This window comes from Hamadaea sp. NPDC050747 (assembly GCF_040654195.1).
GTDB lineage: Bacteria > Actinomycetota > Actinomycetes > Mycobacteriales > Micromonosporaceae > Hamadaea.
Map to the genome: position 1 here is coordinate 264,458 of NZ_JBFAHM010000004.1, position 20,037 is coordinate 284,494.

The window sequence follows — 20,037 nt, forward strand, 5'->3', positions numbered from 1 at the left end:
ACGCGCCGCAGTGATCTTGCGTCAAGGTGCTCAGATCACCCTCCCCCTTTGACCCCGGTGGTGCCCTTATGCGCAAAGGCGATCGCAATCCCCTCATGAACGTGGTGTCGCTGCTGATCTGCGGGGTGCTCGCGGGTGTCGTGGTGGCGGCGGCGGCGTTCCCCGCGATCGCGATGTCCGGGCTGGCGGCCAAGACGGGCGCGCAGGCGTTCGCCGATCTGCCGAGCGAGCTGACGGTGAAGCGGTCGCCGCAGATGAGCAAGATCTACGCGAGCGACGGCAGGACCCTGCTGGCCTCGATCTATGACGAGAACCGCCAGGACATCGGCATGGATCAGATCCCCAAGGTGATGCAGCAGGCGATGATCGCCGCCGAGGACCACAAGTTCTACGAGCACAACGGGGTCGACGTGCAGGGCATCGCCCGCGCGTTCGTGGCGAACAAGAACTCCGGGGAGACTCAGCAGGGCGCGTCGACGCTCACGATGCAGTATGTCCGGCTGTCGATCACGTACGCGGCCGACAACCCGAACGACGTGCTCGACGCGGCCGAGGACACGCCGGCACGGAAGCTGCGGGAGGTCAAGTACTCGCTGGCGATCGAGAAGAAGCTGACCAAGGACCAAATCCTCGAGGGCTACCTCAACATCGCGTACTTCGGCAACCACGCCTTCGGCATCTACGCCGCGTCGCAGGTCTACTTCGGCAAGGAGCCGAAGAACCTGACCGTGGAGGAGGCGGCCTTCCTCGCCGGCCTGGTCAAGTCGCCGAGCGACTTCAACCCGATTCAGGACGACGGCTCGGTCAACGAGCAGGCGGCCGCCTACGGCAAGGGCCGGCGCGACTGGGTCATCGACCAGATGCACGAGATCGGCGCGATCACGGCCGATCAGGCGACTCAGGCCAAGGCCAAGGAACTGAAGATCACCGGCAAGCCCGCGCCGAACGGATGTACCGCGACCGCGATCGCCAGCGCCGGCTTCTTCTGCGACTTCCTGCAGCGCTGGTGGACGAACGAACCGGCGTTCGGGGCCAACTCCTACGAGCGCGAGCGGGCGCTGAAGACCGGCGGCTACAAGATCATCTCCTCGCTGGACGTCTCCACGCAGAACGCCGCCAAGGCGAACGTCGAGAAGTACCTCAAGACCGGCAAGAAGCACGCGCTGATGGTGGTTGCGGTCGAGCCCGGCACGGGCAAGGTCCGGTCGATGGCGGTCAACCGGAACTTCAAGATCGACGACGCCGCCAACCCGAAGAACGGCCTGTCCACCGACCCGGCCAAGGCCGCCAAGAACATCCGCGGCACCTACCCGAACACGGTGAACCCGCTGATGAGCGGCGACCAGTACGGCTACCAGTTCGGCTCGACGTTCAAGGTCTTCACGGCGGTCGCCGCCCTCGAGAACGGCTACCCGCTCGACTACACGATCAACTCGCCGTATCAGTGGGTGTCGCCGTTCATCACCGCGCCGGGTCCGGCGAGCTGCGGCGACAAATGGTGCCCGAAGAACGCGTCGCAGTCGATGACCGGCGTCCACACGATGTGGCAGGCGTTCGGCCGCTCGGTCAACACGTACTTCGCGCAGCTCATCGCGCGAGTCGGGCCGGCCAAGGCGGTCGAGGCGGCCAAGCAGATGGGCCTGACCTTCCGGGGCGACCCGAACCAGCAGAACACCGACGCGTACTTCGCGGCGCACCCCGACGCGTGGGGCACCTTCACCCTCGGCGTCACCCAGAACACGCCGATGGAGATGGCCAACGCCTTCGCGACGCTGGCCGCCGACGGCACCTACTGCCAGCCGATCCCGGTCGAGTCGATCACCGACGCCAACGGCGTACAGCTGGACGCGGCGAAGCCGCGCTGCCAGAAGGTGATCGACACTGACGTGGCGCGGGCCGCGATCGACATGGCGCGCTGCCCCCTCGGTGACCGTTCGCAGCTCGGCGGCTGCGCCAACGGCGGCACCGCGCCCTACGTCCACGACATGGTCGGTAAGCCGGTGGCGGGCAAGACCGGCACCACCGACAACGACCGCACCGCCGCGATGGTGGCCACGACGCGGCAGCTGTCGGTGGCGGGCATCGTGGCCGATCCGGACTGGACGAACAACACGGTCAGCGACGCGAACCTCGGCGGGAAGGACGCCCACCGGGACGTCGTCAACCCGGCGGTCGCCGACACCCTGCACGACGGGATGAAAGGCAAGCCGTCGCAGCAGTTCGGCAAGCCGGACAGCACGAAGATCGTGCACGGGACGAAGACGTCGATCCCCAGCGTCACCTGCAAGACGGTGAGCGAGGCGACGACCCTTCTGCGGAACAAGGGCTTCACCGTGACGATCGAGTCCCGCGAGGTGAACTCCACCTGCCCGAAGGGCACCGTCGCCGGGACGTCGCCGAGCGGCTCGACGAGCAAGGGCAGCACCGTGTCCATCCAGGTCAGCAACGGTCAGGGCGGCGGACAGAGCCCGCCGCCCGCCGGCGGTTAGAGGGCGGACCAGCCGGGCGTCGCCGCGACCGCCGGCGGCGCCTCGATCCGCGTACGCCCGACGACCCGCCCGTCGCGGTCCAGCGCCTCGTACGCCACGGCGGACGGGTCGGCGACTGTCAGCACCGCCGCGTCGTCGGCGACGGGGGCCTCCGCGACGGTGGAGTCGCCGACGACGGCCCGCACCGAGACCGCACCCTCGGGCGCGATCACCAGTACGCCGGAGCTCTCCGACTCGAACCGCACGGCGACTGTCGCATGGGGATCGGCGGGGTTCTCCGAGCTGAAGAAGCCGTTCCCGAGACCCTGCTGGTCGTCGTCGTAGCGGATGCTGACCTCGCCGTACCAGCCGCCGAAGGCGTGCGGCGCCGCCGCCACCGTCGTGATCCCCCGGCGTCCCTTCGCCTCACCGTCGGGCCAGGCGACCCGGCCGCCCCAGACGAGCCGCGGCATACCGCTGAGCAGCACACCGCCGTTACGGACGGACGTCAGCGTCTCCTGGGCGTACCTGCGGTCCGGCGTGCCCCGGGCCGTCAGCATCTCCTGGTCGACCACCTTGGTCGTCACCGACAGGACGCCGGTGTCGTAGGGCGCGGGCATCTGCTCGCGCAGCACCCCGCCACACTCCACCCGCCACCATTCGGGCCGGGCGGAGGCGGCGTCGCGCGTCAGGAAGGAGCCGGTCGGCTCGGCCTGCCACCGGTTCAGCTCCGGCCACGCCGCCGAGGACACGGTGCAGCCCGCCGGGGCCAGCGCCACCGTCGCCGTCATCGTGCCGACGTCGGACAGCTCCACGTGATAGAAGGGCTCGAGGCCGTCCCCGTAACCACGCAGCGCCTCCATGCGGGTCAGCGTCGCGGCGTCGGAACCCCGGGGCGCCACGAAGGTGGCCGAGGCGTGGGTCCACGACGACGGCGAAGGATCGGTCAGCGCCAGTGCGACGATCGCGATGCGCCACGGGCCGACGTCGTCGACGTACAGCACCTTCTCTTGGCGTACCGAATATTTGCCGAGGTAGAGCCCGGCTCGGCGCCGTTCCCCGACCAGCTGGGCCACCGCGGCGACGTAACCTGGGTCCGCGAGCGCGACCTTGCCGCGGACCGGCGTGTCCGCGAGCCGTTGTTCCCAGACCCGGACCGCGTCGAAGCCGGTGGCGGGCGGCGGCTCCGGCGCGCGCCCCGGCGCGACGGCCCCAGCCACCGCCAACGCCCCCGCGACCGTGGTCGCGACGACGGCGGTCCGGCGTCGGCGTGACCGGCGGTGACGCACGCGGATCCGGCCGTACGGGTCGTGTTCCGGGCGGACTTCGTCGGCCAGGTCGCGCAGAGCGCGGCCGACCATCTCGTCGACGCTCACAGCGGCATCCTTTCCAGATCGACCGGGTCGAGGACGGCCCGCAGCCGGGCCAGTCCGCGGCTGGCGTGACTCTTGACGTTGCCCAGGGAACAGCCCAGCGCCGCGGCCACCTCGGCCTCGGACATGTCGCTCAGATAGCGCAGGACGACCACCGCCCGGGTACGCGGCGGCAGCGACCGCAGCGCGTCCCGCACCGCGTGACGCTGCGTGACAGCGTCGGCGGTGTCGGCGAACGCCGTGTCCGGAGGCGAGGCGGTCACCAGCTCCCGTCGCCGGACCCGACGCCAGACGCTGATGTGCTGATTCACCATGACCCGGCGGACGTAGGGCATGGGCTCCTCCACCCGCGACCACGCCCGCATGGTGCGGACCAGCGCGTTCTGGACCAGATCCTCGGCCTCGTGCGCCGAGCCGGTGAGCAGGTACGCGATCCGCAACAGCTCGACGTAGCGAGCCTCCACGAATTCGCGGAACCCGTCCTCACCCGGCATCGGCGTGCTCCCCCTTCGGCAAGTGCCGGGCGCGGCCGCTCGGCTACCTGACACGACCCGGTGTCACCGCCGAAGGTTGTGTCCAGGGGCCAAGATCTTCACACGGCCACCTTCGCCGGGGCGAGCGGGGCGACCGCCGCCCGCGACGTACGCAGCCAGACGGAGAACCCGTAGGCCACCAGTCCCCCGTAGACCACGTAGAGGACCGCCGACGGATAGAAGTGCGACTTGATCAGCAGCGGTACGCCGACCGCGTCGACGGCCAGCCAGGCGAGCCAGAAGTCGTTCCAGCCCCGCGCCATGGCGTACGTGGCGACCATGGAGCCGACGAAGATCCAGGCGTCGCACCAGAAGTACCACCGTGGAGCCGGCCAGCCCGCCCCGAATCCGACGAAGACCTGCTGGACGACGGCGACCGCGATCACCCAGAAGGCGACCAGGGCCAGCCGCTCGCGAGCGGTCGCCCAGCGGGGGGTGATCGCCGGGCCGGTGGCGCCGCGACCGCGCGACACGCTGTACCACCGCCACCAGCCGTAGACGCTGGTGACGATGAAGAAGATCTGCCGGCCGGCCTGGCCGAACAGGGTCATCGCCTGCGGATTGTCGAAGGCGACGCCGAAGAACACGGTGAACAGCAGGAGATTTCCGGCGATGCCGACCGGCCAAGCCCAGACCCGGCGGCGCAGGCCGCCGATCGCCGAGGCGAAGCCGAACGCGTTGCCGATGACCTCGCGCCACAGGATGTGCTGGCCGAAGACGGCCAGCTGGGCGTCGAACAGGTCGTGCAGAACACTCATCACAGGGTCCCTTTCCACTATGGACCCCGGGGGACGCGAGACGACGGCGTCAGCCCACGGCTGACCCCGTACGTCGCGTGCTGCCTCCCGTCCGGACTTTCACCGTCGGTCCCGGAGTTTCACCGGGTCAACCGGCCGCTGGCTGCGGCCGGGTCGCGGACTGTCACCGCCGGTTCGGACTTTCACCGACCCCGGAGCACGTCTGTCGCGCAGTATCACACTTGTGCGGCTCGCTCCCTAGGGTGCCGGTCACACACTTCGCTGGGCTGATTCGCAGACGGCGGCTTCGCGTACGTGACCCGGGCTGTGCGCCCGTTATCCGGGATAACGCCGCCTGGAACACTGTGCGAGACCGCGTTATGCCGGATTACGCAGGTCGCGAAGAACCCGCTCGCTAGCCGGCGAGCGCTGCGGCCTCCTCGCGACCCGCGGTTCGCAGGATGCCGGCGATCTTCGCCCGGTGCGCCGATTCCCAGTCGTCCAATGTCTCGGCCGCCTCCTGGGCGAGCTTGGCCGTCGCCTGCGCGGCGATCTCGTCCCGCCGGGCAGCCGGGACGACGACCACGCCCTCCTCGTCGGCGACCACGACATCGCCGGAGTGGACAGTCACCCCGCCGCAGGACACCGGAACGTTCAGCGGTTCCGGGCAGGCCTTCGCCCCCGGAATCGGGATGACCCCGCGGGCGAAGACCGGGAACTGCGCCGCGCGTACCTCGGCGAGGTCGCGGATCAGTCCGTCCAGGACGAACCCGGCGATCCCCCGCGACTGGGCGACGGCGCAGACGTTGCCGCCCGCGAGGGCGTAATCGAGGTCGCCGGACTCGACCACGATCACCGAACCCGGCTCGGCCAGATGGATCGCGGCGTGCAGCATCAGGTTGTCGCCCGGCCGGCAACGGACCGTGTACGCCGGGCCGGCCATGCGCGGCGTCGGCGACCACAACGGCCGGATACCGATGTCCATGACCTGGGCTCGATCCAGGAGGTCGGCCAGGGTGGTCGTGGGGAGGTCAGCGAAGTCGATCACCTCCCCATTTAACAGTACGGACGTACGGTACGCAACCGTCAGAGACCGCCGAAGAACGCCCGCAGGTCCGCGACGACCAGGTCCGGATCGGTCGTGTACGCGAAGTGCCCGCCCCGGTCGAACTCGGTGTAGCGCACGATGTTGTTGGACCGCCCGGCGAAGGTCTGAATCGTGCGGAAGTCCTGCGGGAACACCGCGACCGCGGTCGGCACCTCGTTGGGCTCCTCGCGGTAGCCGGCGCCGCTCTGGGCGTCCTCGTAGTAGTGCCGGGCGCTCGATCCGCCCGTCCTGGTGAACCAGTAGATGCTCACGTGGGTCAAGTAGTTGTCCACGTCGAGGTAGTCCGCGAAGTCGCCCCAGCCGGTCCAGAGTTCGGCGTTCCAGGCCAGCTGGCCGGCCGGCGAGTCGGTCAGCCCGTACGCCAGGGTCAGCGGCCGGCTCTGCTGGATCTTCTGATAGCCCGCCTTGCTCTGGAACTCGGCGGTCGTGCCGGACAGGCTCGCCTTGTCGGCCTCGGAGATCTTGTCGAACTCGGCCGGATCCCCGGACGGGAAGGCGAAGATCTGCAGCAGATGTACGCCGATGAGCCCGGCCGGTGCGAGGATGCCCAGCTCGCGGCCGACCAGTGCGCCCGCGTCGCCACCGGCGGCGCCCCAGCGTTCGTAGCCGAGGCCGGTCATCAAGGTCGCGAACGCCCGGGCGATCCGGGCGCTGTCCCAGCCCGGCTCAGTCGGCGGACCGGAGAAGCCGTACCCGGGCAACGACGGTGCGACGACGTGGAACGCCTGCGCCGGATCGCCGCCGTGCGACCGGGGATCGGTCAGCGGGCCGATCACGTTCAGGAACTCCACGATGGACCCCGGCCAGCCGTGCATCAGCAGCAGCGGCGTCGCGTCCGGCTCGGCCGAGCGTACGTGGAGGAAGTGGATGTTCTGCCCGTCGACCGTCGTGGTGAACTGCGGGATCTCGTTGAGCCGAGCCTCCTGCGCCCGCCAGTCGAAGCCGTCGCGCCAGTGGTCGGCCAGCCGCCGCACGACCGCCGTGGGCATGCCGTACGCCGTACCGCTGCCGGGCACCTCGTCGGGCCAGCGGGTCGCCGCCAGCCGCGACGCCAAGTCGTCGAGCTCGGCCTGCGGAATGTCGATCCGGAAGGGCTTAATGTCGATCGTCTCAGTCATGACCCCGACGTTACGGGGGCATTAGGACGAGTTAATTCCTAATGCGGCAACGCACGGCGCGGACTCCCCGGGCCGCCGCGCCCGGGCCGCCGCGCCCGGGCCGCCCGCGATCTCCGGAATCTCCCGTACCTAACAGCGTCGCGGTGAGGTACCTGAGCCTCCGGAGATCATCCACTCGCGCGCCGAGGCCATCCGACGAGTCGGCAGCCCGCCGCCGGACAGGAGGCAGCCCGCCGCCGCCGTGGAGGAGGCAGCCCGCCGCCGACGAGTCGGCAGCCCGGCGCCGGAGAGGAGGAATGCCCCCCGACGCCGGGCCGCCGACGGCCTGCGATCGGCCGGTCAGGTGGTCAAGTCCCGTCGCCGGAACAGGGCCAGCCCGCCGACGGTCAGCGCGACCGCCACCACAGCCAGCGCGATGAGGGGCAGCGCCCGGGGGTCGGCGACCGGTACCGCCGGCACGTGGCTGAACGGCGAGATGTCGCGGACCGCCTGTGGCAGGCCGAACAAGTCGCCGAGCATGCCGAAGGCGATGCTCACAACCAGTCCCGCCCAGGCGAGCGCGACGCTGATCCGGGGCAGCGCCCCGAAGGCGAGGACGACGAACCCAGCGACGGTCAGCGCGGCCGGCAGCTGGACGAGGGCGGCCCCGGCGAGGGTGCCGACGCTGGTCTGACCACCGGTCGACAGGTCGCCGAGCCCCATGGCGAGTCCCGACGCGACCAGCAGAACCGCGGCGCCCACGACCGCGATGACGAGGTGCGAGGCGACCCAGCGGATCCGGCCGGTCGCCGTGGCCAGGACCGCTTCGGCGGTGCCGGCCGTCTCCTCGCTGCGCAGCCGCAGCAGGACCTGGACGGCGAACCCGGCGGCGAGGACGCCGAAGACCGCCATCATGGCCGCGTAGAAGACGTCCACGAGACCGCCGGACGCTCCCCCGGCGAGCTGGCCCATGAGGTCGGCGACGCCCTTGTTCTCCTCGAAGGCGTCGTTCACCGTGTTGCCGAGGGTGCCGATGCCGTAGCCGAACACGACACCGCCGATCAGCCAGCCGAAGACGGTGCCGCGCTGCAGTCGCCAGGCCAGGCCGGTCGGGCTGAGCAGCGAGGGGGCCGCGGCGGGCGGGCCGAGCCGCGCGGGCACCAGGCCCGCGCCCAGGTCGCGGCGATTCACCAAGGCGTACGCCCCGGCGGCGCAGACGGCGAAGAAGAGCAGCGGGAGGATCAGCACCCACCAGCGCTCTGCGCCGTAGGGCCGGACTTGTTCGCCCCAGCCGAGCGGCGAAAGCCAGGCGACCCAAGAGCTCGTGACCTTGATCCCGTCCGGCCCGATGTCGCCGAGCGCGTCGCCGACGCCCCGGAGGAAGTACGCCACGCCGATGCTCGCGGCGGCGAACCCGTTCGCGGCGCGGGCGGTGCTGAACACCTGAGCCGCCAGCGCCGCGATCCCGGCGAACGACAGCCCGGTGACGAGACTCGCCGCGCCCCAGGCGACCGAGCCCGCCGCCGGTAGACCGGCCCCGAGCAGGGCAAGGGTGGAAAGGAGTCCCATGAGGACGTTCGCGATCACCGCATGGGTCAGCGCGGCGGCCAGGGCGGCGTGCCGGCCGATCGCGGCCGAGCCGATCAGCTCCGCCCGGCCGGTCTCCTCGTTCTGCCGCGTATGCCGGACGACGAGGAAGGTGCTCATCAGCGCCACGAGCACGAGCAGGGATGCGAGGTTCCGGAAATTGACGAGCGCGCCCTGCGTGACGCCGACCGGGATGCCCCGCATCAGCAGGACGGCCGGGCTCGTGACGGCGCCCTTGAGCGCGGTGGCCGCGTCGGCCTCCGTCGGGAACTCGTCCTTGACGGCGGCGGCGCCGGCGTACAGGAGCAGCATCGCGCCGACGATCCAGATCGGCAGCTGCACACGGTCTCGCCTTAGCGCGAGTCTGGTCAACCGGAGCGCGCCCGTCATCGCGACGCTCCCGAGGCCGTGACGGCAGCCGGGCGGTCGTAGTGACGCAGGAACAGCTCCTCCAGCGTCGGCGGCTGGCTGACCAGCCCGCGTACGCCGGCCTCGGCGAGCAGGCGCAGCGCCTGCTCCAGGGCGGTGTTGTCCACAGCGAAGCTCACGTGGCCGTCCCGGGCCTGCAGATCGTGCACACCTGCCAGGGTGGCCAGACCGTCGACCGGCCCCGCGAGGTCGGCCCGGATCGCCGTACGCGTCAGATGCCGCAGGTCGGCGAGCGTACCGGTCTCGACGGCCTGGCCGTCGCGGATGATGGTGAGCCGGTCGCAGAGGGCCTCCACCTCCGACAGGATGTGGCTCGACAGCAGGACGGTACGCCCGCCGCGCTGCACCTCGGCCCGCACGACCTGCCGGAAGACCTCCTCCATCAGGGGGTCGAGGCCGGACGTCGGCTCGTCCAGAATGAGCAGTTCCACATCGGAGGCGAGTGCCGCGACGAGGGCCACCTTCTGCCGGTTGCCCTTGGAATAGGTGCGGGCCTTCTTGCGGGGGTCGAGGTCGAACGCCGTGAGCAGTTCGGCGCGGCGTTGCTTGTTGAGCCCGCCGCGCAGGTCGCCGAGCAGGTCGATGACCTCCCCGCCGGACAGGTTGGGCCACAGCGTGACGTCGCCGGGCACGTACGCCAGCCGCCGGTGCAGCTCGGTGGCCTGTGCCCAGGGATCGCCGCCGAGCAGCCGGACCGTGCCGCCGTCGGAGCGGAGCAGGCCGAGCAGGATGCGGATGGTCGTGGTCTTCCCGGCGCCGTTCGGGCCGAGGAATCCGTGCACCTCGCCCGTGCGGACGGCGAGGTCGAGGCCGTCCAGCGCGCGCGTGCGCCCGAACGACTTCACCAGGCTTTCCACATGGATCGCGTGCGTGATCGCGTCGGACATGGTGGTCGTCACTCCTTCGGAGAGGATTCGGGAGAGGTGTCGAGCAGTCGATCCATCGCCGCGTGCAGGTAGCCGGCCTGCTCGGGCGACAACATGGCGGTGGCGGCGACGTCGATGAGGGCGTGGTTCAGCCGCACGTAGCCCTCGGTGCTGGCGAGGTCGACGCCGAGCACTCGGGACAGTTGATCGGAGAGCAGGAAGAGGCCGAGTTGCATCGCGCAGATCGCGGCCCCGTAGGCCCGCGCGTCGCGTGTCTGCACGCCGGTCTTGCCGACCCACTCCTCGCCGAGGTCGACCATCCGGTCGAACATCGCCGTGGCGGCCGGTGAGCCGTCCCGGATGGACTGAACCAGGTAGCGCTGCAACAGCCGCATCTCCGGGCTGTGGCTGACGAGGAAGCCCGGATCGGCGATCTTGCCGGCGAAGACCTCCTCGCGGAACTGGTCGGTTCGCTCCTGCGCGAAGACGTCGCAGGCGTCGCGCAACGCCTCCTTGGAGCCGAAGTGGTGCCGCAGCAGCCCGGAGGAGACCCCGGCCTCCTGCGCGATGTCGCGGACGGACGCCCCGGCGATCCCCCGGTCGGCGAACAGCCGGATGGCGGCGTCTCGGATGCGAGCCCGGGCGGTCAGATCGTCGGGCGCTCGTTCGCTACACACGCGTATAGCGTACTACACGGCCGTGTAGCCGCCAAGAGGCCGTAGCGGAAGGTAGGTTCGGATCATGGCGACCGCTGACCCCGCAGCCGATCTGGCCCCGAGCGAACTGCGTGTCCTCGTCGCGGTCGAGGCCACCGGCGGTTTCACCGCCGCTGCCGCGCAGCTCGGGCTGACCCAGCCGGCCGTGTCTCACGCCGTCCGAGCCTGCGAACGCAAGATCGGCGTGGTGCTGTTCGAGCGCGGGCGGCACGGCGCCCGGCCCACCCCGGCGGGCGTACGCGCGGTGGCGCACGCGCGCCGCATCCTGCGGCTGCTCGAGACGCTGGGCGCGGAGGCACGAGGAGCCGCGGCAGGCGTCGTCGAGGGCCCGCTGCGGATCGCCGCCTTCCGCAGTGCGGCCGCGCACCTGCTGCCGCCGGTGCTCGCCCGGCTGACCGCCCGGCTCCCCGGCGTACGCCCGGAGGTGGCGATCGTGCGGGAAGTCGGCCGGGGCACCGCCGGTGAGGTCGCCGACGGCCGGGCCGACATCGGCATCGCCACCCTCGGCGGGAGCCAGACGATCCCCGCCGGGCTGCTGTCGGGCCGCCTGTTCGAGGAGCCGTACGCGCTCGCGTACCCCTTGGGCCACCGGGAGCCGCGCGGCCTGCCGTTGATCGACTGGGACGAGAACTGCGGCTCCTACACGCGCGAGTGGTGGTCGCGGCGGGAGTGGCTGCCGCGCGCGACGATCAAGGCGCAGGACGACAGCGTGGTGTTGTCCATGGTGGCGCAGGGCATGGGCATGGCCGTCGCGCCGCGGCTCAGCCTGCTCGGCGCGCCGCCGGGGCTGGCGGTCGAGGATCTGGGCGAGTGCCGTCCCCGGCGGGAGATCGGGTACGTGACGACGCCCGCCATGGCGCAGTCGCTGGCGGTCCGGACCTTCATCCGTGAGCTGCGCTCGACCGCCCGCACGGCCCTCGACCCCGCGTAGCGCACTCCAGCATCGTCGGCACCCAGAGCGGGGGCGAACATCGATCTAGACGAGAAACGGTCGCCTGGACCACCATTTCTCGCCTAGATCAACTAGGGTCGCTCTTACTGGGGATGGACGATGTCGATCATCCAGGGCACGCCGAACTGGTCGACGACCATGCCGAACTCGTCGCCCCACATCTGCTTCTCGAGCTGCATCGTCACCGTGCCCTTGGCGGCCAGCTTCTCCCAGTAGCCGCGCAGCGCGTCTGCGTCCTCGCCGCTGACGCTGATCGAGATGTTCTGGCCCGGCTGGTGTTCCATGCCGGGCGGCAGGTCCGAGGCCATGATGGTGAACCCGGCCGGGGTCTCCAGCAGGGCGTGCATGATCTGGTCCTTGGTGGCCGCGTCGTCCGAGCCGTACTCGCCGAAGGTGTTGAGCTTCAGGTCGCCGCCGAGGACTTCCTGGTAGAACTCCATGGCCTCCCGGGCCGAGCCGGGGAAGTTCAGATACGGGTTCAGGCGCGTGGTCATCGGATCCTCCTGATCGCTGATCGCCCTGACGTGCGGTGTGCTGTCGCCGTCGTTCCTGAGCCTAGGACGATGTCGCGGAGCCGACCGGCGCTTCAGCCGAACGGGTTCGGCGAATTCGGTTGTGCCGGTCCAGGGGGCATGCCATCTTTCGCAGCGTGAACAACCCCGTAGACATCGATCCCGCCGACAGCATCGCGGTCAACCGCGCGAACTGGGACGAACGCGCCCCGGCCCATGCCCAGTCCCCCGACTACAACGTCGCCGACTTCGCCGCGGATCCGGCGTACCTGTCGGAGGTCGTGCGGTTCGACGTCCCCCGGCTCGGGGACATCGCCGGGCTTCGCGGCGTACACCTGCAGTGTCACATCGGCACCGACACCGTGTCCCTCGCGCGGCTCGGCGCGCGCATGACCGGTCTCGACTTCTCGCCCGCCGCGTTGGTCGAGGCCCGCGCGCTGGCCAAGGCCGCCGGGGCCGAGGTCGACTTCGTCGAATCCGACGTGTACGCCGCCGCCGACGTCCTTCCCAACGGGGAGTTCGACCTGGTCTTCACCGGCATCGGCGCGCTGTGCTGGCTGCCGGACGTGCGCCGCTGGGCGGCGGTGGTGGCACGGCTGCTCAAGCCGGGCGGGCGGCTGTTCCTCCGGGAGGGGCATCCGATGCTCTGGGCGCTCAACGAGCACACCACCGACGGCATCCAGGTGACCTACCCCTACTTCGAGACCGCGGAGCCGCTGGTCTTCGACGAGCCGGGCACCTATGTGGCGACGGAGACGCAGCTCGCGCACAACGTCAGCCACAGCTGGAACCACGGGCTGGGCGAGATCGTGTCCGCCCTGCTCGCCGAGGGGATGCGGCTGACGATGCTCGAAGAGCACGACAGCGTGCCGTGGAAGGCGCTGCTCGAAGGCATGGTCTCCGACGAGCACGGTGAGTGGCGGCTGGCCGAGCATCGCGAGCGGGTGCCGATGAGCTACACGCTGCAGGCGGTTCGGGAGCGGTAGCGCGCCGGAGCAGTAAAATCTGTCGCGATGAATGATCCGACCACCGAGGGGTACGCCGCCACTCCCGCCGAGATCGAGGGGATGGTGCGCAACCTCTGCGCGTACGCCTTGAGCGAGCCCGATCCGATGCAGCGCTATGTCGAGCTGACCCATCAGCAGGTGCTGTTCGAGGGCATGGTCGAGGCGATCCGCCGGGAACGCGGGCGGGCGCTGGCCGACCTGATCGTGGCCGGGATGCCGGCCGCTCAGGTGGCGGCCAAGACGAATCTCGCGACCGAACCCAAGGTACGCAAGCTGATCAGTGCCGCCGGTGAGACCGACCGGGTCAAGGCGGCGGCGCGACCAGCCAAAGCCGCCAAAGCGACGAAAGCGGCGAAGCCGAAGAAGGCACCCGAGCCGTTGCCGCCACACCTGGCCGCACCGAGCGGGAAACGCGTACTGACCCCGGCCGATCTGGAGGCGTTGGGCGTCGCACCGAAGAAGCGCGCCGCCCCGAAGCAGCCGCGGGCGAAGAAGGCGGCGGTTCAGAAGAGCGCGAGCTGACCGGGGATCGGATCGCGCCGGTTGCGCCGCCGCCACTGGTTCGGCACGAAGGCCGCGGTCCCACCGGCCGAGTCCGCGCCGTTCGGGTCGGCACGGCCGGTCAGCGCCCACAACGAAGGGCCGAGTGAGATCCCGTGTCCGGACAGCGCCCGGCGCATGACGGCGAGGTCCAGCGGCAGGCGGATGCCGTCGAGCGCCGGGATGCTCAGGTCGTGCTTCATCGCCATGATCCGCCGGTTCCGGTCGACGACCTCGCGGGCTTCCGGCGTACCGAAGTTTGTGGCGGCCCGATCGCCGACGGCGCCCCGGACGGCTTCGGCCTTCCCGTCGTCCCAGGCCGACCAGGCGGCGTCGACGCTGCCGAACGCGGCAAGCAGCCGAGCGGCGGTGGCCGAGCCGAAACCGCGTACGCCATGCAGGTTGTCGGACGGGTCGCCGCGGAGGGCCGCGTAGTCGCGGTACTGGCCGGGTGTGACGCCGTACACGTCGGCGAGGGACTCCGGGGTGACGACGACCGCCTCGTCGAACCCGCCGTTGCGGATGCGCAGCACCGACGTCGTGGGGTCGAGCAGCGCGAAAGCGTCGCGGTCGCTGGTGACGAGAATCGAGTGCCAGCCGGCGCGACGAGCCTGTTCGGCCGAGCTGGCGAGCACGTCGTCCGCCTCGTAGGCCGTCGGCGTGACCACGCACAATCCGGCCGCCCGCAGCAGGTCGGGCGCGGTCGCCAGCTGCGTGGTCAGGTCGGCGGGCTTGTCCGGCCGATGCGCCTTGTAGGCGGGGTACACCACCCGGCGGGCCGACTCGTGCGGGCAGTCGAAGCCGACCACCACCGCGTCGGGCCGGATCTTCGCGGCGGCGCGGGCGATCGAGAGCACGAGCCCGTGCAACGCCCAGACCGGGCGGTCCGCGCCGTCGACGAGCTTGCCGATCGGAGCCGCGTGGTACGCCCGGTGCAGCAGGCTGTTGCCGTCGACGGCGAGCAGCAACGACCGCCGTTTCGCCTGCGCGCCCGAGGCGGCCGTTCCTGAGACGGCAGTCCCCGTGGCAGCCGGTCCCGAGGCAGTAGTCCCCGAGGCTGGGGGCGGCGGGGACGGCGGGGGCACCCGATCAGAGTAGCGTCAGGGTCCGATCTCGATGCCGAGTTCCCGCCGCAGGTGTTTGCGGAGCGCCTCCTCCATCGCGTCCGGCCAGGTCGCCCCGGTCCGTTCGGCCAGCTCCCGCGCGATCGGGAAGAACAGCCGTGAGCAGGCAAGATGCGCCGACACCACCGACGTACGCGTCGCTTCGATCGCCGGCAGGGCGGCGTACGCGGCCAGCCGGTCCGCCGGCAGGACGCCCTTGAGCCGCAGCGCTCCCGCGCGGTCGGCGCCCCGCAGGACGGCGTCCTCCAGCATCACCTGCAGGATCAGCGTACGCAGCAGCGCCGAACCGGAGGCGCCGACGGCATACTCGCTGCGGCCGAGGACGACCGGGAGCAGGCCCAGCACCCGGAGGAACTCCCGGATCAGGTGCTCGACTCGGGCCGGGTCCGGCGACGCCGGCTCGTCGCCGGGCGGCGCGAGCTCACCGAACAGCGGGCGCAGCTGTCCGCGTACGCGGTCGGGAGTGGTGATGGTGACGTCGAAGCGCAGCCAGTCCCCGGTCACGTGGGTGACGACCGTCGTCGTCGCGTCGGCCATCCGCTGGCGGTGGACGACGGGGGCGACGCGGTCGGCGAACGCGTCCCAGTCGGCGGCGAACCCCTTCGGGTCGTCCGTCGCGAGGACGACGTCGACGTCGCTGAACTGGTCCGCCGTTCCCCGGCCGAGGCTTCCGCCGAGCCAGGCGGCCTGGACCCGGCCGTCGGCACGCAGCAAAGCGGTCAGCCGCTCGATCAGTTCGGCGCGGGTCATCGCAGCCTCCGGTTGCCGGGCCCACGATAGAGACTCAGGTAGTACACACCCGCGCCGAACACGTTGAACCCGACGAACGCCGCCAGCCAGGCCGTCCGGGCGTTGCGGGTGAGCAGCGGATTCTGCAGCATGTCGTCGAGCATCCAGGCCCAGAACACGATCAGTGGAGCGACGAGGAGGAACAGCAGAACGCTCTGCAGCAAGGGACTGAGCCGGTTCACGCCGACCAATCTACGTCGGACCGATCAACGTCTCCCTCAGGCCTGAGCCGTGGGGAGACCGAACCAGGCGGTGACCTCCGCGACGAGGTCGTCCTCGCTCGCCGCGCCGTCCACCTCGATCACGCGCAGCCCGAGATCGGCCGCCTCGGCCCGGACCCGCTCGGTGAACATCGCGTCGCGGGCGAGCAGGTTCTCCAGTGCCCTCGGCGGATCACTCGTGCGGCTCGCGATGCTCCACAGCGATCCGCGATGTTCGAAGGCCCGCCGCCGGAACTCCGGGGTCGGCAGCAGCCAGACCGCCCGGTGCGGATCCGCCACCTGCGCCCGGACCAGGTGCGGCAGCAGCCGGAAGCCCTCCACGACGACGCCGCCGTCATCGGCCGCGAGATCGTCGACGATCAGGTCGAAACCCTCGCCGCGATACCAGTGGAACGTGTCGAGCATCGTCTCCGGCGACCGCAGCAGCCACCGCTCGTCCATGTCCATCGCCTGGAACCGCGCCAGATAAGGACTGGTGGTGGGCGTACTGCGCTGGGCGTGGTCGGCCATGACGTCGTCGGTCGCGTACAACCGCAGGCCGTGGGCGGCGGCCAGGCGGCGGGCCACCGTCGACTTGCCGCCACCGCTTCCGCCGCCGATCCAGTAGACCTGCTCCATCAGAACGGGTCGCTCTGGCCGGTCAGCTCCAGGCTCCGGCGCCACAGCTCCGCGCGGGCACCCAAGTCGTACGCCTGATCAGCGGCGCGTTCCTCGCGCATGCGGTCGTAGAAGCGTCCAGTGACGCCGTCGAGGTCCCCGCTGACCGCGAGCCGCCGAACCGACTCCACGCCGACGTCGAGGCTGTCGACCGAGCGGCCGATCGACTTCAGCACCATCTTGGTCGGCATGTAGGTGGCCGGGTGCAGGCTGTTGACGGTCACCTCGTCGGCGGGCAGGCGGTCGGCCAGCTCGAAACCGGAGATGATCTGAGCGAGTTTGCTCTGGGCGTACGCCCGCATGCCGTCGTAGCCGTGCTCGAGCATGAGATCGTCGAAGTCGAGCGGGTACTGCCCGAGCGAGGCGACGTTGACGATCCGCGCCGGAGCGCTCGCCCGCAGCAGCGGCAACAGGTCCACCGTCAACGCGAACCCGGCCAGGTAGTTCACGGCGAACCGCAGCTCGTAGCCGTCGGCGCTGAGCCGCCGGTCGACGCCGTCGGGTTCGCCGCCGCCGATGCCCGCGTTGCTCACGAACACGTCCAGCCGGTCGGCCACTTCGCGGACCTCGGCAGCGAGACGGCGTACCTGCTGGAGATCGGCGAGGTCGGCCACGACGGTCCGGGGACTCTTCCCACGCTGCGCGACCTCGGCGGCGACCTCGTCGAGCCGGGCCGCGTCGCGGCCGTGCAGGATCAGGTCGTGGCCGCCGGCCGCGAGCCGGTACGCGAGCGCGCGGCCGAGCCCGTCGGTGGCGCCGGTGAGGAAGATGGTGCTCATCGTCAGACTCCCGTGTTCGCGAGGGTGTGGACCATTTCGTCGACCAGCTCGTCGTCGAACGGCCGGCGGGTGGCGAGCAGGCGGTACCAGAGCAGGCCGAAGACCAGGTCGAGGACCGTATCCGGGGAGAGGCCGGGCGGCAGGTCGCCGCGCTCTCGTGCCCGGTCCACCAGGTGGCGGAGCGCGGCGCGCCGATGGGCGAGGAACTCCGCCCGGAAGCGCTCGCCGAACGCCGGGTTGACCTGCGCCTCCGCCATCAATGCCCGCAAGGTGTCGGCGATCTGCGGCTGCCCGCCGAGCCGGAAGGTCGCGACGAGGAAGGCCCGCAAATCCTCACGGTAGCCGCCCTCGTCCGGAATCGGGATGTGCAGCTCGGCCTTGGTGGTCAAGGCGTCCAGGAGCACGTCTGCCTTGGACGGCCACCAGCGGTAGATCGTCTGCTTGCCCGCGCCCGAGCGGGCCGCGATGCCCTCGATGGTGAGCCCGGCGTAGCCGACCTCGGCCAGCAGATCGAGGGCGGCCGCAAGGATCGCGAGGCGGCTGGCCTCGCTGCGCTTGCGCCCGGGACGGGCGGGTTGGCGTTCCACGATCACAATGCTAGCGTAAATCGAGACGAGACGTCACGGTTCGAAATTCAAGCCGGCTCAGGTCTCGCGTTCGCAAGGGAGAACCTCATGAGTGACCTCACCGCTCTGATCGTCGGGGGCACGTCGGGTATCGGCCTGGCCACCGCCCGGCTGCTGGCCGCCCGAGGTGCGCGTACGCACATCGCCGGGCGCAGCCGCGACCGGCTGGACGCGGTCGCCGCCAGTGACCCGGGGCTGATCGGGCATCAAGTCGACGGCAACGACCGGGACGGCATCGCCGCCGTCGCCGCGTCGATCGGGCGCATCGACGCGCTCGTGCTCAGCCTGAGCAGTAGCCTAGGCGCCGGCCCCGTCGCCGACCTGGATCTCGGCGTACTCCGGCAGGCGTTCGACGGGAAGTTCTGGGCGCATCTGACCACGCTGCAGACGACGTTGCCCTACCTGGCGCCGGACGCGTCGATCACCTTCGTCAGCGCCATCAGCGCGCGTACTGGGCTGACCGGGACGGCCGGGCTCGCCGCGATCAACGGAGCCATCGAATCGCTCGTGCCGCCGCTGGCGGTGGAACTCGCGCCGCGCCGGGTCAACGCGGTCTCCCCCGGGCTGGTGGACACGCCCTGGTGGAGTGGACTGCCCGCCGACGGGCGGCAGGCGTACTTCGACCAGGTCGCCGCCGCGCTGCCGGTGCGGCATGTCGCCACGGCCGAGGAGGTCGCCGAGGTCGTCGCATTGGCGGCGACCAACCGCAACCTCACCGGGACGGTGCTGGAAGCCGACGGTGGGGCTCGCCTGGCCTCGCTGTAAGCGTTGCGCTTTCACCATCACGGTTATGGTCACGGTGACGGTCACGTTATGCGGGATAACGTCGCTTCGGCAGCGGGTTGAGGGGACGTTATCCCACATAACGCGCGATGGGCACGCCGCCCGCAGGCGCGATGGGCACGCCGCCCGCAGGCGCGATGGGCACGCCGCCCGCAGGCGCGATGGGCACGCCGCCCGCGAGTCGCTCAGGAGCGGGAGACGAGGGCTCGCAGGAAGAACGTCAGGTTCGCCGGGCGCTCGGCGAGCCGCCGCATGAAGTAGCCGTAGTACTCGCCGCCGTAGGGGACGTACACCCGCATCGTGTAGCCGGCGGCGGCGAGCCGCTCCTGCTCGGGGACCCGGATGCCGTGCAGCATCTGGTGCTCCCAGGAGTCGGCGGACCGCTTGTACTGGGCGGCCATCCGCTGGGCGGCCTCGATGATCGCCGGATCGTGCGAGGCGACCATCGGATAGCCGGGACCTGCCATCAGGATGTCGAGGCAGCGCAGGTACGCCGCGTCGATCTCGTCCTTCTTCTGGTACGCCACCGTCGCCGGTTCCTTGTAAGCGCCCTTGCACAGGCGTACGCGGGAACCGGCGGCGGCCAGTTCCCGGCAGTCGGCCTCGGTGCGGTGCAGCGCCGCCTGGACGACTGCGCCGACCCAGGGAAACTCCGTGCGCAGTTTGTGCAGGATACGCAGCGTCGAGTCGGTCGTGGTGTGCGACTCCATGTCCAGGGTGACCGTCGTGCCGACGTCGGCCGCGGCCGTACAGATGCGCCGGGCGTTCGCGAGGGCGATCTCCTCGCCGTCGCCGGGCAGTGCTTGACCGACCGCCGACAGCTTGACGGAGACCTCGGCCAGCGTCCCGTAGGACAGCCCGCCCAGCAACGCCAGGTAGGCCTCCACGGTGGCGTCGGCCTGCGATCGGTCGAGGGTGTCCTCGCCGAGGTAGTCGAGCGTGACGGCGCGCCCGCTGCGGATCAGGTCGCCGGTGACGGCGAGGGCGTCGGTGGTGGCGGTGCCGGGGACGAACCGGTTGACCATCGCCCGGGTCGGGCGCAGGCGCTCGACGACGCGGCGGGTGCGGCCCGATCGGGCGGCCGCAAGCAGGAGGGTACGCATCACGCTGATCACGCTAGGCGGCCGGCGGGC

The 20,037-nt window shown here is 70.8% G+C and carries 21 protein-coding genes and 1 riboswitch; of the genes, 5 read left to right on the forward strand and 16 right to left on the reverse strand.

Annotated features, from left to right (window positions below):
- Positions 1-68: 68 nt before the first annotated feature.
- Positions 69-2,489 (forward strand): penicillin-binding protein, encoded by a 2,421-nt coding sequence (locus AB0H43_RS10575; RefSeq protein ID WP_359999001.1) that lies wholly within the window; start codon positions 69-71, stop codon positions 2,487-2,489.
- Here AB0H43_RS10575 and AB0H43_RS10580 read toward each other — a convergent pair.
- The 8 genes from AB0H43_RS10580 to AB0H43_RS10615 all read right to left on the reverse strand — a co-directional run bounded on the left by AB0H43_RS10580 (position 2,486) and on the right by AB0H43_RS10615 (position 10,875).
- On the reverse strand, positions 2,486-3,844 hold the full coding sequence (locus AB0H43_RS10580; protein ID WP_359999002.1) for a hypothetical protein: 1,359 nt from the start codon (positions 3,842-3,844) through the stop codon (positions 2,486-2,488). The two genes, AB0H43_RS10575 and AB0H43_RS10580, sit on opposite strands and share 4 nt — an antisense overlap.
- Positions 3,841-4,335, reverse strand: a complete 495-nt coding sequence (locus tag AB0H43_RS10585; RefSeq protein WP_359999003.1) for a SigE family RNA polymerase sigma factor — start codon at positions 4,333-4,335, stop codon at positions 3,841-3,843. The genes AB0H43_RS10580 and AB0H43_RS10585 overlap by 4 nt, the downstream gene beginning before the upstream one ends.
- Positions 4,336-4,433: 98 nt before the next feature.
- Complete coding sequence (locus tag AB0H43_RS10590; protein WP_359999004.1) at positions 4,434-5,132, reverse strand: nicotinamide mononucleotide transporter family protein; 699 nt, start codon at positions 5,130-5,132, stop codon at positions 4,434-4,436.
- Positions 5,133-5,205: 73 nt separating this feature from the next.
- A riboswitch (FMN riboswitch) is annotated at positions 5,206-5,336 on the reverse strand.
- Between the two features lie 190 nt (positions 5,337-5,526).
- Entirely contained in the window at positions 5,527-6,159 is a 633-nt protein-coding gene (locus AB0H43_RS10595; protein WP_359999005.1) for an RraA family protein, read from the reverse strand.
- A 38-nt stretch (positions 6,160-6,197) separates the two neighbouring features.
- A complete protein-coding gene (locus AB0H43_RS10600; RefSeq protein ID WP_359999006.1) occupies positions 6,198-7,337 on the reverse strand; it encodes an epoxide hydrolase family protein in 1,140 nt (379 codons plus the stop codon).
- 339 nt (positions 7,338-7,676) lie between these two features.
- Entirely contained in the window at positions 7,677-9,245 is a 1,569-nt protein-coding gene (locus tag AB0H43_RS10605; RefSeq protein ID WP_359999007.1) for an anibiotic ABC transporter, read from the reverse strand.
- A 44-nt stretch (positions 9,246-9,289) separates the two neighbouring features.
- Positions 9,290-10,219: an ABC transporter ATP-binding protein gene (locus AB0H43_RS10610; protein ID WP_359999008.1), complete on the reverse strand. Its 930-nt coding sequence runs from the start codon at positions 10,217-10,219 to the stop codon at positions 9,290-9,292.
- Between the two features lie 8 nt (positions 10,220-10,227).
- Entirely contained in the window at positions 10,228-10,875 is a 648-nt protein-coding gene (locus tag AB0H43_RS10615; protein WP_359999009.1) for a TetR family transcriptional regulator, read from the reverse strand.
- 64 nt (positions 10,876-10,939) lie between these two features.
- Between AB0H43_RS10615 and AB0H43_RS10620 the strand changes: the two genes are divergently transcribed.
- Positions 10,940-11,845 carry a LysR family transcriptional regulator gene (locus tag AB0H43_RS10620; RefSeq protein ID WP_359999010.1) on the forward strand — a complete coding sequence of 302 codons (906 nt, stop codon included), beginning with the start codon at positions 10,940-10,942 and terminating at the stop codon, positions 11,843-11,845.
- A gap of 104 nt (positions 11,846-11,949) precedes the next feature.
- Here AB0H43_RS10620 and AB0H43_RS10625 read toward each other — a convergent pair whose 3' ends face one another.
- Positions 11,950-12,360, reverse strand: a complete 411-nt coding sequence (locus AB0H43_RS10625; RefSeq protein ID WP_359999011.1) for a VOC family protein — start codon at positions 12,358-12,360, stop codon at positions 11,950-11,952.
- 155 nt (positions 12,361-12,515) lie between these two features.
- Between AB0H43_RS10625 and AB0H43_RS10630 the strand changes: the two genes are divergently transcribed.
- Positions 12,516-13,364 carry a class I SAM-dependent methyltransferase gene (locus AB0H43_RS10630; protein ID WP_359999012.1) on the forward strand — a complete coding sequence of 283 codons (849 nt, stop codon included), beginning with the start codon at positions 12,516-12,518 and terminating at the stop codon, positions 13,362-13,364.
- A gap of 27 nt (positions 13,365-13,391) precedes the next feature.
- Positions 13,392-13,907: a hypothetical protein gene (locus AB0H43_RS10635; protein ID WP_359999013.1), complete on the forward strand. Its 516-nt coding sequence runs from the start codon at positions 13,392-13,394 to the stop codon at positions 13,905-13,907.
- Here the strand turns inward: AB0H43_RS10635 and AB0H43_RS10640 are convergent.
- Genes AB0H43_RS10640 through AB0H43_RS10665 form a run of 6 tightly spaced genes read right to left on the reverse strand, consistent with a single transcriptional unit; the run spans position 13,889 to position 18,082 of the window.
- Positions 13,889-15,010, reverse strand: a complete 1,122-nt coding sequence (locus AB0H43_RS10640; RefSeq protein WP_359999014.1) for a 5'-3' exonuclease — start codon at positions 15,008-15,010, stop codon at positions 13,889-13,891. The two genes, AB0H43_RS10635 and AB0H43_RS10640, sit on opposite strands and share 19 nt — an antisense overlap.
- Positions 15,011-15,025: 15 nt before the next feature.
- Positions 15,026-15,799, reverse strand: a complete 774-nt coding sequence (locus AB0H43_RS10645; RefSeq protein WP_359999015.1) for a nucleotidyltransferase domain-containing protein — start codon at positions 15,797-15,799, stop codon at positions 15,026-15,028.
- Positions 15,796-16,020, reverse strand: a complete 225-nt coding sequence (locus AB0H43_RS10650; protein ID WP_359999016.1) for a hypothetical protein — start codon at positions 16,018-16,020, stop codon at positions 15,796-15,798. Before AB0H43_RS10650 ends, AB0H43_RS10645 begins: the two co-directional genes overlap by 4 nt.
- 36 nt (positions 16,021-16,056) lie before the next feature.
- Positions 16,057-16,677, reverse strand: coding sequence for a hypothetical protein (locus tag AB0H43_RS10655; RefSeq protein WP_359999017.1), 621 nt, complete (start codon positions 16,675-16,677; stop codon positions 16,057-16,059).
- Positions 16,677-17,495: an SDR family NAD(P)-dependent oxidoreductase gene (locus AB0H43_RS10660; protein ID WP_359999018.1), complete on the reverse strand. Its 819-nt coding sequence runs from the start codon at positions 17,493-17,495 to the stop codon at positions 16,677-16,679. The genes AB0H43_RS10655 and AB0H43_RS10660 overlap by 1 nt, the downstream gene beginning before the upstream one ends.
- Positions 17,496-17,497: 2 nt before the next feature.
- Complete coding sequence (locus AB0H43_RS10665) at positions 17,498-18,082, reverse strand: TetR/AcrR family transcriptional regulator (protein ID WP_359999019.1); 585 nt, start codon at positions 18,080-18,082, stop codon at positions 17,498-17,500.
- 87 nt (positions 18,083-18,169) lie between these two features.
- Here AB0H43_RS10665 and AB0H43_RS10670 point away from each other — a divergent pair, with 87 nt between their 5' ends.
- Positions 18,170-18,886, forward strand: a complete 717-nt coding sequence (locus AB0H43_RS10670) for an SDR family oxidoreductase (RefSeq protein ID WP_359999020.1) — start codon at positions 18,170-18,172, stop codon at positions 18,884-18,886.
- A gap of 203 nt (positions 18,887-19,089) precedes the next feature.
- Here AB0H43_RS10670 and AB0H43_RS10675 read toward each other — a convergent pair whose 3' ends face one another.
- On the reverse strand, positions 19,090-20,010 hold the full coding sequence (locus tag AB0H43_RS10675) for a proline dehydrogenase family protein (protein ID WP_359999021.1): 921 nt from the start codon (positions 20,008-20,010) through the stop codon (positions 19,090-19,092).
- Positions 20,011-20,037: the final 27 nt, after the last annotated feature.

What these genes read in the sequence shown, in the direction of transcription:
- AB0H43_RS10620 (WP_359999010.1), top strand. Translation starts at nt 10,940, where the DNA reads ATGGCGACCGCTGACCCCGCAGCCGATCTGGCCCCGAGCGAACTGCGT.
- AB0H43_RS10625 (WP_359999011.1), bottom strand. Translation starts at nt 12,360, where the DNA reads ATGACCACGCGCCTGAACCCGTATCTGAACTTCCCCGGCTCGGCCCGG.
- AB0H43_RS10635 (WP_359999013.1), top strand. Translation starts at nt 13,392, where the DNA reads ATGAATGATCCGACCACCGAGGGGTACGCCGCCACTCCCGCCGAGATC.
- AB0H43_RS10600 (WP_359999006.1), bottom strand. Translation starts at nt 7,337, where the DNA reads ATGACTGAGACGATCGACATTAAGCCCTTCCGGATCGACATTCCGCAG.
- AB0H43_RS10575 (WP_359999001.1), top strand. Translation starts at nt 69, where the DNA reads ATGCGCAAAGGCGATCGCAATCCCCTCATGAACGTGGTGTCGCTGCTG.
- AB0H43_RS10660 (WP_359999018.1), bottom strand. Translation starts at nt 17,495, where the DNA reads ATGAGCACCATCTTCCTCACCGGCGCCACCGACGGGCTCGGCCGCGCG.
- AB0H43_RS10585 (WP_359999003.1), bottom strand. Translation starts at nt 4,335, where the DNA reads ATGCCGGGTGAGGACGGGTTCCGCGAATTCGTGGAGGCTCGCTACGTC.
- AB0H43_RS10590 (WP_359999004.1), bottom strand. Translation starts at nt 5,132, where the DNA reads ATGAGTGTTCTGCACGACCTGTTCGACGCCCAGCTGGCCGTCTTCGGC.
- AB0H43_RS10670 (WP_359999020.1), top strand. Translation starts at nt 18,170, where the DNA reads ATGAGTGACCTCACCGCTCTGATCGTCGGGGGCACGTCGGGTATCGGC.
- AB0H43_RS10655 (WP_359999017.1), bottom strand. Translation starts at nt 16,677, where the DNA reads ATGGAGCAGGTCTACTGGATCGGCGGCGGAAGCGGTGGCGGCAAGTCG.
- AB0H43_RS10610 (WP_359999008.1), bottom strand. Translation starts at nt 10,219, where the DNA reads ATGTCCGACGCGATCACGCACGCGATCCATGTGGAAAGCCTGGTGAAG.
- AB0H43_RS10645 (WP_359999015.1), bottom strand. Translation starts at nt 15,799, where the DNA reads ATGACCCGCGCCGAACTGATCGAGCGGCTGACCGCTTTGCTGCGTGCC.